This window comes from Pseudomonas quebecensis (genome assembly GCF_026410085.1).
Lineage (GTDB): Bacteria > Pseudomonadota > Gammaproteobacteria > Pseudomonadales > Pseudomonadaceae > Aquipseudomonas > Aquipseudomonas quebecensis.
This window is the reverse complement of record NZ_CP112866.1, coordinates 2,112,638-2,129,158: the sequence shown is the minus strand read 5'-3', so window position 1 is coordinate 2,129,158 and position 16,521 is coordinate 2,112,638. Positions and strand designations below refer to the sequence as shown.

General features: G+C 61.4%; 17 protein-coding genes. 8 read left to right on the top strand and 9 right to left on the bottom strand.

Translation table 11 applies throughout. The features are described from left to right. Positions 1–1,038 (top strand): AraC family transcriptional regulator, encoded by a 1,038-nt coding sequence (locus OSC50_RS10060; RefSeq protein ID WP_266247848.1) that lies wholly within the window; start codon positions 1–3, stop codon positions 1,036–1,038. Here OSC50_RS10060 and OSC50_RS10055 read toward each other — a convergent pair. From OSC50_RS10055 to OSC50_RS10035, 5 genes are all read right to left on the bottom strand, one after another. After that, complete coding sequence (locus tag OSC50_RS10055; protein WP_266247847.1) at positions 1,025–1,906, bottom strand: LysR family transcriptional regulator; 882 nt, start codon at positions 1,904–1,906, stop codon at positions 1,025–1,027. The genes OSC50_RS10060 and OSC50_RS10055 overlap by 14 nt on opposite strands. Positions 1,907–2,025: 119 nt before the next feature. Then, positions 2,026–2,643, bottom strand: a complete 618-nt coding sequence (gene ycaC, locus OSC50_RS10050) for an isochorismate family cysteine hydrolase YcaC (protein WP_181076830.1) — start codon at positions 2,641–2,643, stop codon at positions 2,026–2,028. A 22-nt stretch (positions 2,644–2,665) separates the two neighbouring features. Then, positions 2,666–4,504, bottom strand: a complete 1,839-nt coding sequence (locus OSC50_RS10045) for an amidohydrolase (RefSeq protein ID WP_266247846.1) — start codon at positions 4,502–4,504, stop codon at positions 2,666–2,668. Then, positions 4,501–5,091, bottom strand: a complete 591-nt coding sequence (locus OSC50_RS10040; protein WP_266247845.1) for an antibiotic biosynthesis monooxygenase — start codon at positions 5,089–5,091, stop codon at positions 4,501–4,503. The genes OSC50_RS10045 and OSC50_RS10040 overlap by 4 nt, the downstream gene beginning before the upstream one ends. A 96-nt stretch (positions 5,092–5,187) precedes the next feature. After that, a complete protein-coding gene (locus OSC50_RS10035) occupies positions 5,188–5,775 on the bottom strand; it encodes an NUDIX domain-containing protein (protein ID WP_266247844.1) in 588 nt (195 codons plus the stop codon). A gap of 141 nt (positions 5,776–5,916) precedes the next feature. Here OSC50_RS10035 and OSC50_RS10030 point away from each other — a divergent pair, with 141 nt between their 5' ends. Further along, on the top strand, positions 5,917–6,843 hold the full coding sequence (locus OSC50_RS10030) for an alpha/beta hydrolase (RefSeq protein ID WP_181076822.1): 927 nt from the start codon (positions 5,917–5,919) through the stop codon (positions 6,841–6,843). Between the two features lie 267 nt (positions 6,844–7,110). On the opposite strand, the gene OSC50_RS10025 is transcribed toward OSC50_RS10030, so the two are convergent. Genes OSC50_RS10025 through OSC50_RS10015 form a run of 3 tightly spaced genes read right to left on the bottom strand, consistent with a single transcriptional unit; the run spans position 7,111 to position 8,506 of the window. Continuing rightward, entirely contained in the window at positions 7,111–7,851 is a 741-nt protein-coding gene (locus OSC50_RS10025; RefSeq protein ID WP_266247843.1) for a DUF72 domain-containing protein, read from the bottom strand. Beyond that, the gene (locus tag OSC50_RS10020; protein WP_253508099.1) at positions 7,848–8,279 is read right to left on the bottom strand and encodes a DNA methylase; all 432 of its coding nucleotides are present in this window, start codon (positions 8,277–8,279) and stop codon (positions 7,848–7,850) included. The genes OSC50_RS10025 and OSC50_RS10020 overlap by 4 nt, the downstream gene beginning before the upstream one ends. Positions 8,280–8,281: 2 nt before the next feature. Then, on the bottom strand, positions 8,282–8,506 hold the full coding sequence (locus OSC50_RS10015; RefSeq protein ID WP_253508101.1) for a hypothetical protein: 225 nt from the start codon (positions 8,504–8,506) through the stop codon (positions 8,282–8,284). Between the two features lie 195 nt (positions 8,507–8,701). Between OSC50_RS10015 and OSC50_RS10010 the strand changes: the two genes are divergently transcribed. Further along, the gene (locus tag OSC50_RS10010) at positions 8,702–9,205 is read left to right on the top strand and encodes a DUF4142 domain-containing protein (protein ID WP_266247842.1); all 504 of its coding nucleotides are present in this window, start codon (positions 8,702–8,704) and stop codon (positions 9,203–9,205) included. An 86-nt stretch (positions 9,206–9,291) separates the two neighbouring features. Beyond that, complete coding sequence (locus OSC50_RS10005) at positions 9,292–9,852, top strand: type 1 glutamine amidotransferase domain-containing protein (RefSeq protein ID WP_181076814.1); 561 nt, start codon at positions 9,292–9,294, stop codon at positions 9,850–9,852. A 61-nt stretch (positions 9,853–9,913) separates the two neighbouring features. Here the strand turns inward: OSC50_RS10005 and OSC50_RS10000 are convergent, their stop codons facing one another. Further along, positions 9,914–10,120, bottom strand: a complete 207-nt coding sequence (locus OSC50_RS10000; protein ID WP_181076813.1) for a PLD nuclease N-terminal domain-containing protein — start codon at positions 10,118–10,120, stop codon at positions 9,914–9,916. A 293-nt stretch (positions 10,121–10,413) separates the two neighbouring features. Here OSC50_RS10000 and OSC50_RS09995 point away from each other — a divergent pair, with 293 nt between their 5' ends. From OSC50_RS09995 to OSC50_RS09980, 4 genes are all read left to right on the top strand, one after another. Next, positions 10,414–10,887: a PA2171 family ribosome-binding persister protein gene (locus OSC50_RS09995; RefSeq protein WP_181076811.1), complete on the top strand. Its 474-nt coding sequence runs from the start codon at positions 10,414–10,416 to the stop codon at positions 10,885–10,887. A gap of 69 nt (positions 10,888–10,956) precedes the next feature. Further along, a complete protein-coding gene (locus OSC50_RS09990) occupies positions 10,957–11,232 on the top strand; it encodes a hypothetical protein (RefSeq protein WP_253508103.1) in 276 nt (91 codons plus the stop codon). Between the two features lie 423 nt (positions 11,233–11,655). Continuing rightward, a complete protein-coding gene (locus OSC50_RS09985; RefSeq protein WP_266247841.1) occupies positions 11,656–12,267 on the top strand; it encodes a hypothetical protein in 612 nt (203 codons plus the stop codon). Next, positions 12,176–16,519, top strand: coding sequence for a dermonecrotic toxin domain-containing protein (locus tag OSC50_RS09980; RefSeq protein WP_266247840.1), 4,344 nt, complete (start codon positions 12,176–12,178; stop codon positions 16,517–16,519). Before OSC50_RS09985 ends, OSC50_RS09980 begins: the two co-directional genes overlap by 92 nt. Positions 16,520–16,521: the final 2 nt, after the last annotated feature.

Here is a 16,521-nt window from a genome sequence, read left to right as displayed (position 1 = left end):
ATGGCGATCAAAACACGCTGGTATGAAAGCGACAGCCGCTTCATCCCTGGGCACTATCAACCCGCCACGCTGATCGACCTGGCTTTGTCGCGGGACATCGACAGCCATCGCCTGCTGCGCGGCACCGGCTTGTTTCACGAAGACATCCTGGCCGGCAACGCGCGTTTGAGCCCGCAGCAGTTTCTGGGATTGATCGGCAACAGCCGCAGGTTGCTCGACGCCGACGACAGCAGTTTTCTGTTCGGCCAACGCCTGTTGCCCGGTTACTACGGCGCCGCCAGCCACGCCCTGGGCCATGCGCAGAACCTGCACCAGGCGCTGGAGGTACTGATCCAGTTGCAGGTGCTGCTCAGCCCGCTGGTAGCGCTGCATCTGGAGTTGGACGAACACCATGCCTACCTGTACTGGAAGGACAATTGCGGGGCGGGCGAGCACTGGCGCTTTCTGCTCGAGGCCAGCATGACTTCGCTGGTTGCCATGAGCCAATGGCTCAGCGGCCAGCGCCTGCCCTGGGCCTGCAGTTTGAGCCACGACGAGCCGCGCTACGTCGAGCAGTATTGGGTGCACCTGGGCGAAGACACCCGCTTCGCACGCCCCCTGGACATGCTGTGCATCCCCCGCGAGTACCTGGCGCAGGCCTGGCCCGGCGCCTCGGCCACCGCCGCTCAGGTTGCGCGTCAACAGGCCCGCGCACAGATCGACCAGCTGGGCTTCGCCGACAGTTTTCTCGACTGCCTCTACGATTATCTACGCGATCAGGTGCGCCAGCCGCCCAACCTGGAACAGGCGGCGCAGGCGTTCGCCATGAGCCCGGCGACCCTCAAGCGCAAACTGCACAAACACGCCACCGGTTTTCAGGAACAGGTCGACCGCGTGCGCAAACAGGTGGCCTTGCACCTGTATCAGGTCAAGGGTTATAGCAACGATGAGGTGGCGGCGTATCTGAACTTCAACGACGCGGCCAATTTCCGCCGCGCCTTCAAGCGCTGGACCGGCAGCACGCCGAGCTTGATCCGTCAGTTGTTCAACAGCCGCTAGCCAGGCGCTCGCGCAAAAACTCCACCAGCGCCTGGACCGGCCGTGAGCTTTGCCGGTGCTGCGGATACACCGCCGAGAGCGTCAAGGCCTCGGGGGCGAACGCATCCAGGACGGTGACCAGCCGCCCGTCCTGCAGGGCCTCGGCGACGATAAAAGTGGGCAGGTAGGTGACGCCCAACCCGGCAATCGCGGTGTCGCGCAGTAAATCGCCGTTGTTCACGCGCATGCGCCCGCTGACACTCAGCGCCTGCACCTTGCCTTTGAAGCGCCATTGCACTTGGCGGCCGTGGCCGTAGGGCAGGCAGTCGTGGTCGACCAGTTCTTCGGGTTTCAGCGGCGTGCCGCGCAGCGCCAGGTAATCCGGGCTGGCGCAATAGACCCGCGCGACACTGGCGATGCGCCGCGCGATCAATGTGGAGTCCTCCAGGGTGCCGATGCGCAGCACCAGGTCGTAGCCCTCGCCGATCAGGTCCACGGGACGGTCGCTGAGGTCCACCTCCACCGTGACCTGCGGATAACGCTGCAGGAACAATGGCAACAGGCAACCCAGGTGGGCAATGGCAAACGACAACGGCGCGCTGAGGCGAATGGTCCCGCGCGGCTCGCTGTTTTGCCCGGCGATGCCCTGTTCGACCTGCTCGACTTCACTGAGCAGGCGCAAGGCGGATTCGTAATAGCTCTGCCCCAGGGGCGTGACATCCAGGCGGCGCGTGGAGCGATTGAGCAAGCGCACGCCCAGTCGGTCTTCCAGCTGGATCAGGCGACGGCTGACAAACTGCTTGGACAGGCCCAGTTGCTCGGCGGCGGCGGTAAAGCTGCCGGATTCCATGACCTGGCAGAACAGGCGCATGTCTTCGAAGGGGTTCATTGTCGCTTCTCGGTGGACATTTGAAGGGTTTTATAACCGGACGGTCGCAACACCACAAATAAAATGTGGGAGGGGGTAAGCCCCCTCCCACATTGATGACCTACAGACTTGAAAACCGCTTACTTGGCCGTGAACGCCGAGTAGCTGTTCATCAGGTTGCGGTAGTTGGGGATACGCGGCGACAGCAGGTTGGCCAGGCCTTCCATGTCGTTGCGCCAGTCAACCTGCAGCTCGCAGGCCACGGCGAACCAGTTGACCAGTTGCGCGCCGGCGGCGGTCATGCGTGCCCAGGCGGCCTGTTGCACGGTTTCGTTGAAGGTGCCGGACGCGTCGGTGACCACGAACACGTCGAAGCCTTCGTCGAGGGCGCACAGGGTCGGGAACGCTACGCACACATCCGTCACCACACCGGCAATGATGATCTGCTTGCGACCGGTCGCCTTGACGGCCTTGACGAAGTCTTCATTGTCCCAGGCGTTGATCTGGCCAGGCCGGGCGATGTACGGCGCGTCCGGGAACAGTGCCTTGAGCTCCGGCACCAGCGGGCCGTTGGGGCCGCTTTCGAAGCTGGTGGTGAGGATGGTCGGCAGGTTGAAGAACTTGGCGACATCGGCCAGGGCCAGCACGTTGTTCTTGAACTCGTTGGGGGAGAAATCCTGCACCAGGGAAATCAGGCCGGTCTGGTGATCCACCAACAGCACCACTGCGTCATCTTTGTTCAAGCGCTTGTACGTCATGGGTTAACTCCTTGGGTTGGGATTAGAAGGCAAAGCACGAGCAGCCGAACGCGCCCCAGAAACCCTGGAAGTCGCTGACCGGCACACTGGAAAGGCGCGCCTTTTCATGGCTGTGGGCATGCACGCCGCACGGGCCGCTGCATTGATGAACCTGGGCCTGCAACGGCGAGCTGGGGCGCCAGTGCCCCGGCACCTTGACCACCGGCGACCAGTCCGGCAGCACCGGCACGCGCGGCGGTGCGTAATCGTCGAAGTCGCCGGCGCCATACACCACCTTGCCGCCGACCACGGTCAACACCGACTCGATCCACTTGATGGCTTCTTCATCGACGCTGAAAAAATCCGCCGACAGCGCGGCGACGTCCGCCAATTGGCCGACCTTGATCTGGCCCTTCTTGCCCTGCTCCGAGGAGAACCAGGCGCTGCCATGGGTAAACAGTTCCAGCGCGGTGAGACGCGGCAGACCTTCGGCGTGCAGTTCCAGGCCGCCGACGGTGCGACCGCTGACCATCCAGTACAGCGAGGTCCACGGGTTGTAACTCGAGACCCGCGTGGCATCGGTGCCGGCCCCTACCGGTACGCCTTCTGCCAGCATGCGCTTGATCGGCGGCGTGGCTTCGGCCGCTTTGGCGCCGTAGCGCTCCACGAAATATTCGCCTTGGAACGCCATGCGGTCCTGGATCGCGATACCGCCGCCCAGGGCGCGTACGCGTTCGATGTTTTTCGGGGTGATGGTCTCGGCGTGGTCGAAGAACCACGGCAGGCCATTGAACGGAATATCGCGGTTGACCTTCTCGAACACGTCGAGCATGCGCGAGATCGATTCGTCGTAGGTGGCGTGCAGGCGAAACGGCCAGCGCTGCTCCACCAGGTGACGCACCACCGGTTCCAGTTCCTGCTCCATGGTCAGCGGCAGATCGGGGCGCGGTTCGAGGAAGTCTTCGAAGTCGGCGGCGGAGAACACCAGCATTTCACCGGCACCGTTGTGGCGCAGGTAGTCATCGCCCTGATGCAGGGTGACGCTGCCGGTCCAGTTCTTGAAGTCGCTGAGTTCTTCCTTCGGCTTCTGGGTGAACAGGTTGTAGGCGATGCGCACCGTCAGTTGCTGGTCCTTAGCCAATTGCTCGATCACGGCGTAGTCATCGGGATAGTTCTGGAAACCGCCGCCGGCATCGATGGCACTGGTCAGGCCCAGGCGATTGAGTTCGCGCATGAACTGGCGAGTCGAATTGACCTGGTATTCCAACGGCAGTTTCGGGCCTTTGGCCAGGGTCGAATACAGGATCATCGCATTGGGCCGCGCCACCAGCATGCCGGTGGGGTTGCCATTGCTGTCGCGCACGATCTCGCCACCCGGCGGGTTCGGCGTGTCCTTGGTGTAGCCAGCCACGCGCAGAGCCGCTCGGTTGAGCAAGGCGCGGTCGTACAGGTGCAGCACGAACACCGGGGTGTCCGGCGCGGCCTGGTTGAGTTCTTCCAGGGTCGGCATGCGTTTTTCGGCGAACTGGAATTCGTTCCAGCCGCCCACCACCCGCACCCACTGCGGCGTCGGGGTGCGGTCGGCCTGGTCCTTGAGCATGCGCAGGGCATCGGCCAGGGACGGCACGCCTTCCCAGCGCAGTTCGAGGTTGTAGTTCAGGCCGCCACGGATCAGGTGCAGGTGCGAGTCGTTGAGGCCGGGGATGACCGTGCGCCCCTTGAGGTCGATAACCTGCGTTGCGCTGCCGCGCAGCGCCAGGGCTTCACCGTCGGTGCCGACGGCGACAAAGCGCCCCTGGTGAATGGCGACGGCGGTCGCACGCGGGTTTTCACGGTCCACGGTGTGGAACTGGCCATTGAACAGGATCAGATCGGCGTTCATAGGGTTTCCTTTACAGAGGCTTCGAGCCAGGGAGCGAACAGGCGTGTGGCGGCCGGCATCAGCAGGTACACCACCAGCACCACGATGGTCACGGTGACCAGGAACGTGGACACCACATAGTTGGAGAGCAAAGGATGCAGGCGTAGCACCGGGCCCCAGACGATCGGCACCAGCAAGGTCAGCGGCAGGATGACGCAAAGCGTCACCACGGCCTGCTTCCAGCGCGGTGGCTTGGCGGCGCTGTCGGCCAGCGGGGTGAACCAGAATTCATTGGCGGCGCCGATTTCGGTCTGGTCGCCATCGGCCAGTATCGGTGCGGCTTCGTCGATCAGCGCCTTGCGTTGGGGGGAGTCGAGCCAACGTTCCAGGTCATCAGTGGAGCGGTAGCGCAGCACGCAGGTAAACAGCGCGAGGCCGTCCTGCTTGCCGCGTACCACGTCGACGCCCAGGTGCCCGGGCCGTTCGCCGGCAATGCGCACGATGCGCCGCAGCCAGGCTTCGTAGTCCGCCTCAAGGCCGGGTTTGATGCGGTGTTTGACCACCAGGGTGACGATTTCGTCGGGCCCTGTCTTGGGTGCTGGTTCCATGGCGTGCCCCTCTGCTTCGAGATTTCAGCGATGAGGGGAGTTTGCCGGGGGCGGACTTGGGAAAATTGGATATACGTGCTGTGTGGATGAGGTGGCCTACCAGCCTTCTTTCAACATCCGCAACTCTAGGTGCTGCAGCAGCATGATGGTCTTGCCATCCATGATCTCGCCGCTTTGCACCATCGCCAATGCGTGTTCGAAACCCAGCTCCAGCACTTCGATGTCTTCGCCCTCTTCTTCCAGGCCACCGCCCTGGCCGACCTGGTCGGCGGGTTGGTATTCGCCGATGAAAAAGTGGATGCGCTCGGTCACCGAGCCGGGGCTCATGAATGCCGCGTACACCTTCTCGACATGCCCGACGCGGTAGCCGGTTTCCTCCTCGGCTTCCAGGCGGATGCGTTCTTCGGGGCTGGCATTGTCGAGCAGGCCGGCCGCTGTTTCGATCAGGTAGCCATGGTAGTCATTAACGAATGTGGGCATGCGAAACTGGCGGATCAGCAACACGGTGCGTTGCGCACGGTTGTACAACAGGATGGTCGCGCCATTGCCACGGTCGTACACCTCGCGTGTCTGGGCCTGCCAGCTGCCATCGCGACGGCGCAGGTCGAAGCTGTATTTCTTGAGGTTGTACCAGTTGTCCGAGAGCGTTTCTTCGGCGGTGATGCGTACGGGGCTGCTGTCCATGATCGGGCCTTTGCTCAAAAGAGCAGGAGCATGTCCCGCAGCTGTTGCCAGCGTCAAGCCGGCCTACGATGGTCGAAATAGTTCCTGCCGTTGGGGAGCATCTGGTAAAAACCCTGCTTGATCCGTTGACCTGGAACGTTCATGTCGTCTCGTTTGCTGTCTCGCCTGGGCCTGCGCTGGTTTCCCCTGCTGTGCATGGCGTTATTGATCGTGGGCCTGCCGGTGGGCTGCAGTCTGCTGCAACACAAGGAGCGCGAGCTGGTGTTTCGCATCGAGCCGGGCACCGCCAGTTGGTACAGCGGCCTGCCCAAGGCAGTGCAGGAATTCGAACTCAAGCCGGCCAGCTTCAAAGCGGGGCAGAACATTCACGCCTGGTGGTACCCGGCGGCCAGCAAGGACGCGCCGGCGATCCTCTACCTGCACGGCGTGCGCTGGAACCTGACCGGGCAACTGTTTCGCATCGAGCAATTGCATGCCCTGGGTTTTTCGGTGCTGGCCATCGACTACCGGGGCTTTGGCCAAAGTCACGGCGACCTGCCGTCCGAAACCACGGTATATGAGGACGCACGCATCGCCTGGGAACGCTTCCAGGTGCTGCAACCCGATCCACGCAAACGCCTGATCTACGGGCACTCGCTTGGCGGCGCGGTGGCCATCGACCTGGCGGCGGAACTGGGCCGGCAGTCACCCGTGCCGGTACGCGGGCTGGTGATCGAATCGACCTTCACCTCCCTGGCCGATGTGGCTACGGCCGTCGCCGATACGTCGTTGCCGGTGCGCTGGCTGCTGTCGCAGAAGTTCGACTCCATCGACAAGATCGCCGACATTCGCATGCCGCTGCTGGTGGTGCACGGCCTGGACGACCGCTATGTACCGCCGCGCTTCAGCGAGCAATTGTTCGCCGCCGCCCAGCAACCCAAGCGCCTGTTGCTGGTGCCGGGTGCCAGCCATAACAACAGCATGAGCCTGGCCGGCCGCACATACCGTGAGGCCCTTGATCACCTGATGCAATCGAAGATGCCGACCCAGGCCATTACCCACTCCACAAGCCGTGACGGCGACTCTTGAGCGCTTTTCGGCACTGGGTTCGAACAGGCCTGTCAAGCGCAAACCCTGGCCATGCTGGGCCAAACCACCGGTTGATCAAATAATGACCTTCGGCGAAATCGCCAACCCCGCCGGGGTCCGGCAAAGTTATCCACAGAGATACCCACGGTTTTCGTGGACAACTCTTTTTATTTTTTTACGATTTTTTTGTGCGGTGTGGCACTTTAGGAATGATGTCCAGCGGCTTATCCACCGTGCGCAAAGTAGCTACTGTCAGATCTGACAGGTCTATCGCGCGCTGAACCCTGCCCGCTCTTGCTCAAGCAAGTACAAGGCATCATCCAGCGCGTGGCCACTGGCGGTGTTATCGAAGATGCACCACGTGGGAATACCGTCCTCGATGGACTGAGCCAGACGTTGCGCATACGCGCGCACCCGTTCGGGTCCATATGCGCTGTGGTAGATGCGTGGCGAGCCGTGCAGGCGCCAGTAGCGCACACCCTGCCAGCCGCCGGGCGCCTCGCCACCTTCCAGTACCAGCGGGTCGGCGGCGACCCGAGCGATGTGCAGGTCCTGCAGTAAGCCCTCGGCTTCAAGCCAACTGCAATGGCGAGGTTCCAGCACCACCGCGCCGAGATAGCGTTGACGCAGGGCACGAAAAAACACTGCGGCCGTCACCGGCTCGTACGCCAGCGACGGCGGCAATTGCACCAACAGACAGCCCAACGTGTCGCCCAGTCGCTGGCACTGCGCGAGAAATTCGTCCAGCGCGGTTTCGCAGTGCGCAAGGCGCAGCTCATGGGTGATGAGCTTGGGTACTTTCACCGCAAACCGAAACGTAGGCGGCACGGACTGCGCCCAGCGCGCGTAGGTCGCGGGCAGGTGTGCGCGGTAAAACGAACTGTTGATTTCCACCGCATTGAAGCGCGAGGCATAGCGTTGTAAATGTGTGCCTTGGGCGGCAAACGCCGGCCACTGTTCGCGCGGCAGGCTCCAGCCGGCGCAGCCGATGTACAACGGCGCCGTCAAAACAGCACCTTGGCGGCATCGCGCATAAAAATTTCAATGGTCTTGGGCCCTACGCCCTCGAACTCGCCCAAGCGCTTTTCGAACCCATGGCGGTCGGCGCTGGCACGGCGGATATGCGTGATCCTGCCGGCGTACTCGGCGTTGAGCTTGGCGCTCAGGTCCAGCAGGCGCTGGGCCGTGCTCTCGTCATATCGCACGTAGTGGGCACGCCCAAGCATCGACACCAGCTCGCGCGACGTGCAGTGCTGCAACTTGCGCGGCGTGTCACGCCCGTGCTCCTCGACGATCACCTTGTACGCCTGCGCCGCAATGGGCGCCTGGATTCGCTTGCCCATCAGAAAGCTGGCGACAAACCACTTGAACAGGCTGGCGTCATCCTCAGGCTTGAGGTCGATGCCCAGCTCGGCCGCGCTGATCGCTTTGGCCATGCTCAGTGGCCCAATTTGCGCTCAGCCTTGGCGGCCTGCTCATTGATCGCATCGGTCTGGCGCTCGGTATCTTTGATCGAGGTGGGCGTGAGCACCTTGTCGACCTTTTCGGTGTTGGGATTGGGGCGCTCCAGGGTCTGTCCCTTGACGGGAGTGTCCGTACCTTTCTGCGCCTCTTCGGAGCTGACGGGGGTGGGGGTTTTGTCGGCGTTTTTAAGGTCGGTCATGGGGAATTCTCCTGAGATTGAAGAGCCGGCATCGCGCGCCGGACTCATTCAGCAGAGCCTGGGTAATTTCGATAGTTCAAGGAAATTGCCCAGCCAAACCGTTGGTGAAAAAAGCGCAAAAAAATTTAAACCTTTTGCGTGCGTGCCGGCTCAACACCCAGGTAGCGACACTCGTCATTCACAAGGAGAGACACCATGACTACCAAGCTGATGAAACAGATGGGCCTGACTTTTGCGCTGGTTGCCGGTTCGATGTCCGTTGCCTTCGCCGCCACCTCCAACGACTTCGTGGACGACGCTGCGCAAAGCGGTATCACCGAAGTCGAAGCCGGCAAACTGGCCTTGCAGAAAAGCAGCTCGGCTGACATCAAAACCTTCGCCCAGCACATGGTGGATGATCACACCAAAGCCAACCAGCAGCTGATGGCCCTGGCCAAAAAGCATGACCTGGAAGTGCCGGACGACGCCGCACTGATGGACAAGGCCAAGAAAGCCATCCTGGAAATGCGTGACGAGTCCTTCGACAAGGCCTACGCCAATAACCAGGTGAACGCCCATGAAGAAGCCGTGGAGCTGTTCAAGAAAGAGGCGAGCTCGTCTGACAATGCCGAGCTGAAAGCTTTCGCCACCGAGAAGCTGCCGACCCTGGAAAAACACCTGCAAATGGCCAAGGAGCTGCAAAGCAAATACGCCAAATAAAGGGCGCGATCAGCCCTGCGCATGAATACGGCGCGGGGCTTTTTACGTGCGGATATTGATGCCCCTCAGACAGGAGACACGCGATCATGAGTACATCACTCAACGGTAAGAACATCCTTATCATCACCTCCAATACCGGTATTGAACGCGACGAACTGGTCAAGCCGCTGGAAGCGTTGCGCGGTTTCGGCGCCAATGTCACTCACGCCTCCAGCAAGGGTGGCACCACCCAGACATTTGTAGGCGACACCGAAAAGGACAAGACGGTAGAGTCCGATGCGCAACTGTCGGATGTGGTCAGCCAGGATTTCGATGCGCTGGTGATTCCCGGCGGCACGGTCAACGCCGACACCCTGCGCCAGGACGCGGCAGCGCTACGACTGATCAAGGACTTTGCCGACGCCGGCAAGACCATCGCCGCCATCTGCCACGGCCCGTGGACGCTGATCGACGCGGGCGTGATCAAAGGTAAAACCCTCACCTCCTACAAGAGCGTGCGCATCGACCTGGAAAACGCCGGTGCGGCAGGCTGGGTGGATGAGCAGGTCAAACAATGCACGGCCAATGGCTGGACCCTGATCACCTCGCGCACGCCGGATGATCTGCCGGCCTTCAACGACGCGATTGCCAAGGCATTGGCCGGCTGATCAGTGGATCGTTAAAAAAACAGGCGCCCCATGGGGCGCCTGTTTGCTGTACAGCGGATGCTCAGTGTTTATCCTGCTGCGGCATCTCGCGCTTAGGCCCGAACATTGCCCACGCAATCAACCCCAGCAACGGCACGAAGATCAGGATGATCAGCCACAACCCCTTGGTTTCCCAGCCGCTGGTGCTGCGCAGCACGGCATTGATCGCCCACAATTCCAACAGCAGCACAACCACCGCCAACCCGATCCAGACATATTCTAATTGCATGTTTCACCTCCTGAGGTCTAAGGCTTAGGTCAACCGGTTGCGCCCAGGGTTCCATCGGATTTTTATGCGTGCCTCCAGCACCCCGCACGCGCCTCTCGGTTCGGTGCGGCGTAATGCAAGGTAACCGGTGCCGGACCATGCAAGCTGCACGATCGCGCCTCGCGTTGATGTCGTCTAACTTGCTGATTAAAAACATCTTTATGCAAAAGCCTAAGTTGGTACGGCTGATGCAACAGCCTGACGGACGAGGCGCGCACTTCGACGCGCCCGAATCCTATCCGTGAGGTTTCACCATGAATGCCATCGACCTGCTCAAAGCCGACCACGAACGCGTCAAGGCACTGCTGACCCAGCTGAGCGAATCCACCGAGCGCGGCGTGAAAAAGCGTACTGAGCTGCTGGCCAAGCTCGAAATGGAGATCACCCTGCACACCAAGCTTGAAGAGGAAATTCTCTACCCGGCCTTCCGCAAAGCGGGTGGCAAAGAGCAGGACATCATGTACCACGAAGCCAAGGAAGAGCACCGCACCGTCGACAGCCTGGTGCTGCCTGATCTGAAGCAGACCGAGCCGTCCACCACCGAATTTTCCGGGCGTGTGAAAGTGGTCAAGGAACTGCTGGAGCACCATATCGAAGAAGAGGAAACCGAGATGTTCCCCCAGGCCCGCAAGCTGCTGGGCAAGGCGCAGCTGGAAGAGCTCGGCGCCGCGATGGAGGCCATGAAAGCCGACTATAAAAAAACCATGACCAAGCCGATGGCCGCCTAACCGCCGGCCGGACCACGGGCCACCCTCCAGGGGCCCGGGGTTTGTGCAATGACATAAGGGGATCGCGTCATGAAGACCACCACGTCCCGCAGGATCGCACTTTCCGTCTGCCTGTCGGCGCTGCTCGCCGGCCCCGTCCTTGCGGCATTCGGCGATAACAACAGCGCAGCCGGTTCGGCACTGCCGCCGGGCAACTACCCCAGCAGTCCCAGCAGCGCCTCCAGCACTGGCAACAGCGACAGCAAACACACCGACGACAGCCCCCGCAAACAGCCTCAGAAAAAAGCCTCTAAACCTGCCGAAACTTCCAAAGAGCGCAAGGACAAAGCGCGTTCAGGTAACTGACGGGTTATCTGCGGTTGTAGGGCGATTCAAATGTGAGGGGTGCGATTTGCTTGCGTTAACCATAGGTGTCTACAGAGCTTCGGTGAAAACCTGACCTGAAAAATAACTCCGTGGTTATCGGCGCAAGTCGCACCGCCCTCTCACAGGTTCGAGCGCAGCACCGCCATTGGAACCCTCGGCATGCATTGTCCACACAGGTGAATCTCCCTTCACAGTGAAGACACCTGCATGCGTACAGCTCAATCTCCCGCGAGTCGCTTTCCAGCCTCGGCCTTTGCGCGGCAAAACCCGCAGAATGTAGACAGCCTTGGGCCCGGCGAAACGTCCAACAGTGGCCGATCGACACGCGCGGCACCGGGCGACTCGGTAAAGGAGGCGGACGACTTACTGAGCCGCTCGTGCTCCGCCGCCCTCCTGGACAGAGTGATTGCACTGCAAGCCAACCCGACAAACGCCCCACCCGCCGCAACCATCGACAACATCCCGGCCAACTCAACCTTCGGCCAGGCATTGGCACGGTTTACCGAAACGCTCAAGCAAGAGCCGTTTGCTTCGTTCGCGCGCAATAAAAAGATCAACCTCACGCACTTCAGCGTGCTCCCGTCAGAGGGTCGGATCGAATGGGTCAGCAATGGCGTACGGATGAAGCTCACCCGTAACAACCCAGCCTGGAACCAGGTATCCGGCGACCTGCTCGCCGCAACGCGCGAGCTGATGCCAACCTTGCCGGGCGCCTTCGAATACACCGGCGCGCGCAGTGCCCCCCTGAACATCATCAGCAACTTTTATGCGGCCCGTGGCGCCACCGACCTGCCCCACGACCTCGCTTGCAAGCAACGGCCTGAAGCCATCACGCGACGTCCCTTCCCTGCAGGTACCCCTGGCGACGGATGCGAGCTATCAACCATCGGACTACCAACGCGTCACACAAAACCGCAAACACATGGTCGACTCCTTATCCGGCACCCTCGGCCCCGCAGCGGCGTCCATGTTCGGCGTAGCGTGGTCGGTTGTGCAGCAATCGCTGTCGAGTAAGCCTCGCGACGCGTATGAGCAACGCCTGGTCACCGCCTTCACCGACGAGCTAAGCAAGGCGAACCGGGGCGAGGAGCCTGCCTGGGTGCGCGTGCCCGCCCAAACGGGGTTAGGCCAATGGCTGGAGCTGTATCGCAGCCTGTTCGACCATCCAGCGGTGCGGGAGTGGATGCAGGTCAAGGGGCTCGACCTGGCACAACTGGAACTGAACCCGTCCACCGGTACGCTGTTGGTCAAAAAAGCCGATGATGTCGCGGTGTTTACACCGACCGACGAATCCGGCTGGGGGGCTATCGCCGGCCCGATCATGACGGTGGCCAGGGTGATCGCGCCTTCACCCGATCAGTCGCTGCAGATCGTTCCAGGCAACGGTTTCATTGCCACGCCACTGGGCGTGGTTGCCGACTTCCAGGGCGAACCGCCCCAGGCCGACAGCGCCGCCCAACGCGCGCGTATCCAGCACCTGAACGCACAGCGGGCCTTTGATCCGATTGCACCAAACGACCCACTGCGGTCTGCCGACACCCGATCTTACGTAGCCCTTGGCAACCTCGGCACCCAGGCTCAGGCGCAGTTCGCGGCATTGGCACAGTCCAGGGCCGACAAACGTGATTTCGCTACCCGCCTGCTCAATGTCAATCGAGCGCTGCCGAATGTTCGTCAGGAAGCGAAAAAGTGGGCCGAAGCAATCATCCTCAAGTTGACCGGCAAGCCCTTCGATGCCGACACAATCTATCTGAACCGATTCGACGGCTCCCAAAGCGCGGACACCCAGACAGGATGGGAGCACATGGGCAAGGAACCGAAGTCTTCACTGCGCTTGCCCGATGCCTTGCTCAAGAATTTTTCGGAACACGACGCGGTGCCCAACAACCTGGATTTCGAAGCCGGCCTCTACTTCGACGGCCCCGGTAAAAGTCATGCCGGAGGCTACGGCAAACATAACGAATTCCCCCTGCCCCCCTCAAAGATCATGCACGAAGCCTGGTCCACCGACTTCCAGAAACACATGAACGACAAGCTGGACAGTTTCTGGACGGACCACGCCGACGAGTATCGCGACATCCTTAAAGGCCAGTTTATCTACAGCGCCCGCAGCCAGTTGAATGCGTACGAACGAGCCTCCCCTGCCGAACGTGCCCGAATCCCGGCCGCAGAACAATTTACCCGCAGCGACTATGAGTGGGTCATGAAGGCCGTCTCTAATGTGCCGGTGGGTCCCGAGCAACCGGTGCCGCTCCAAGCACTGCAGGCACGCGCACCGGTCAAGGGCAAGGTCCGCGTGCATGCATTCGATATCAATGGTTTCAGATCCACGGACATCCTGCGATTCACCGAGCAGGACGACGGCCGGTACCTCTACCTCAAAGGCCGTCGTGACGGTCGGCAGATCCTCTACATCCCAGGCCGCACGCCAGAGTTCCTGAAGTTCGCCTCGCTCGAAAGCATGGACAAATGGATCGCCGATGAATGCAAGGACCCGAACAGGCGCACAGCGTTGGCATCGCACTTCAGCCTGTCCGACCGCCAGGACACTTCCAGCAGCGCTGTCGTGAGCCTCTTCAAGGCGCTGATTCCGTTTGGTGACCAGCTTCTCAAGGATCGCCCGGAGAAAGGCGTCGACACCGCCCTGCGCAACTTGAGCACCGGCGCCTGGGATCGTCTGGAGGGCACCGTGATCGACAGCGGCAACCTACGCATCACCGGCGATGTATTCGACAGCATCATGCGGGCGACCTGCCAGCGGATGAGCCGTGATGCAGAGGTCACCATCAAGTCCAACGATGAAGTGACGCGCGACACCTGGCTCAACGACCTTTGTGTGGCAGCCGGCCTGCTGGGCAAACTGGCCCCCATCGCCGAACCGGTGGCGGCGCTGGCGTTTCTGGCAGGCCTCGGCGAAAGCGTCCTGGGGGCGCAAAAATCCCTTTCAGGCGACACCGAGGCCGAACGCCGCGACGGCGCAGCAAAGGCCCTCGACGGTTTGCTCAATACGTTGTTCTCCATAGGCGCCGCCGAGCGGCCCGAAGATCCCTTCTCTGTCTCCCGCGAGGAGGCGGCCACAGGTACAGCAGTCGGCCGGCAACGCTTCGCCGACGGTGCCGCGCCGCTGATGCTCGAACGGCCTGTTTCGTCCGACGCTTACACCATTGCCCGCTCCAGCGGCTTCGATCTGGTAGAGGGCGAAAAGGTCTATCGCTACGATGCCGACCAGCCTGGGCTGTTGAGTGATCTGGAGTCCACCGAACGCACGGACCGCCTCGACCGGTTCGAGGATGTTTGTCCGGCGCCGACTGCCCTGTCGCGCAGGGCCAAACGCGGCGCCAATGATAGGTGCTTCACCAAAGCCCTGGAGCCCGTCACCGACTTGGCGGGCAAAGAGCTGCAATCGCTGGAGCACGTTCGGCTGTTCCCCGCTGCGCGCAAATCCTTGTTCAACGGCGACCGGGAAGTGATTTTCGAAAAGCGCATCAATCGAGTGGTGGATACCGAACTGGGGAGCAAGCTGGTGCCGCTGCCCGGTAAAGCGCACGTCCGATACAAAACCGTGGTCAAAGGCGACATCAGCAAAAACGCTCGATTCGGCATGTACGACAACAGCGACAGCGCGTTCCTGCGCGAGCGCACCTATGCGGTGAAACTTGGCCGAATCAGCGACGCTTGCAATGATTCCCGTGAAGTCCGTGGCGTTGTGGTTTCCAGTTCCAACCCCGCCGACACCCGCAAGTACCTGATCGTCGAAGCAGACACCGCAGCGTTCTACAAAGCGCTGATTACGGATGGGCAGACCGGCAAAGTGAACTTCATTCGCTGCGAAGCCACCGCGGCGGATCTGGATCTGGTCAAGCACTACCGCAGTGAACTGACCCAGCGCCAAGGCACTGCCGCGGTGCCTTTCGACGCCGACTTGATTGCGCTGCCACCGCTGGACAAGGCCCTGAAACAGTTGCGAAAAAATGGCTACACAAAGGCCCAGATCCAGGACCTCAAAGCCAGCGTTTCAGGTATGACCGCCGAGCAAAAACGCGAAGTGGTGTACCAACTGCAAAGCCGCCACGCCATCGAAAAGCCGGATATTGCCCTCAAGCCGGCACGTGTGCGCCCATTGACCAAACCCGCTCGATTCAGCACGTTGACGGCCGAGCAAAAAAACGCCTTCTACGCTAAAGGCACGCAGGACTCGTTCAGTCGCGGGCTCAAGGCGACAGGCCTGGGGCCGGGTAACCAGGTGCATTCAGCCAGCGATCTTGCACGCGCCGAAGCGGCCGCCACCACCGTGGAGTGGATGCGCCGTACCACCAACCCCCATGCACCGAATCGAGGGGACATGATCCTGAAGGCCGGAGCCGGCAACTGTGGCGAAATGAGCCAGCTGTCGAAGGACATCGTCACCAAAAGCGGTGGCCGGGCTTATGAATGGTCGGCGGGTAACGCTCATGCGTTCACCGTGATCGGAGGCCCTGTGGAGCGCCCGCCGGCAACCCGTGATTTTTCCGAGGCTATATGGCGGGATGCATGGATCGTCGATCCCTGGGCCGGTATTGCCTGCCCGGCCCGTGAGTACACGAGCCGGCTCAAAGCGGTAATGACCGAATGGCAGGCCGGTGGGCGGAAAATACTGAATGGCCCCACCGGGGTTATGAGCCCCACCGATCCAAAGTGGCTGGACGAGCTGATCGAACAGCCCAAGGCTCCTTACGACCACAGCTATGAGACGCCCACCGCGCCAGGCACCCTCGCCGAGGTCATCTCTCCCCGGACGGCCCCCCGCGAAGAGGTGGAAATGGGGTTCAGCCGCACGCTCGATGACAGCGATACGGTGTTGTCCACCCGAGGTCTGTCGGACTGCTCAGCGCTGGTGGTACTGACGGATCTTAAGAACGGCGTCTATGGCAAACGCACCTTGATGCACCTGACCGGCAGTAACGTGGCGATGGGCTTGAGCCATGGACACGCGGCCACTGAACTGGAGGCCCTGGAACAATCATTGGACGGCGGCGGCAAGGTCATTTTCGTCGGCGGCAGCAACTCAAAATCCGTTGTGGGCATGGCCAGTGTGTTGGGTCAGGAAGTAGACGGTCGCAAACCTCTGCTCTCGATTGTGCAAAAACCCGGTGTGACAATGACCCTGGCCAGCGCGACCGCCATCGATGTGAAGCCGGACGGGACCTTTACCCTGGTCACAGACGGCGGCACGGAAGGTGTCTTCAGACCGGACAAAATCAAGGAGGTCTTGGATTTCATCGACTGAAG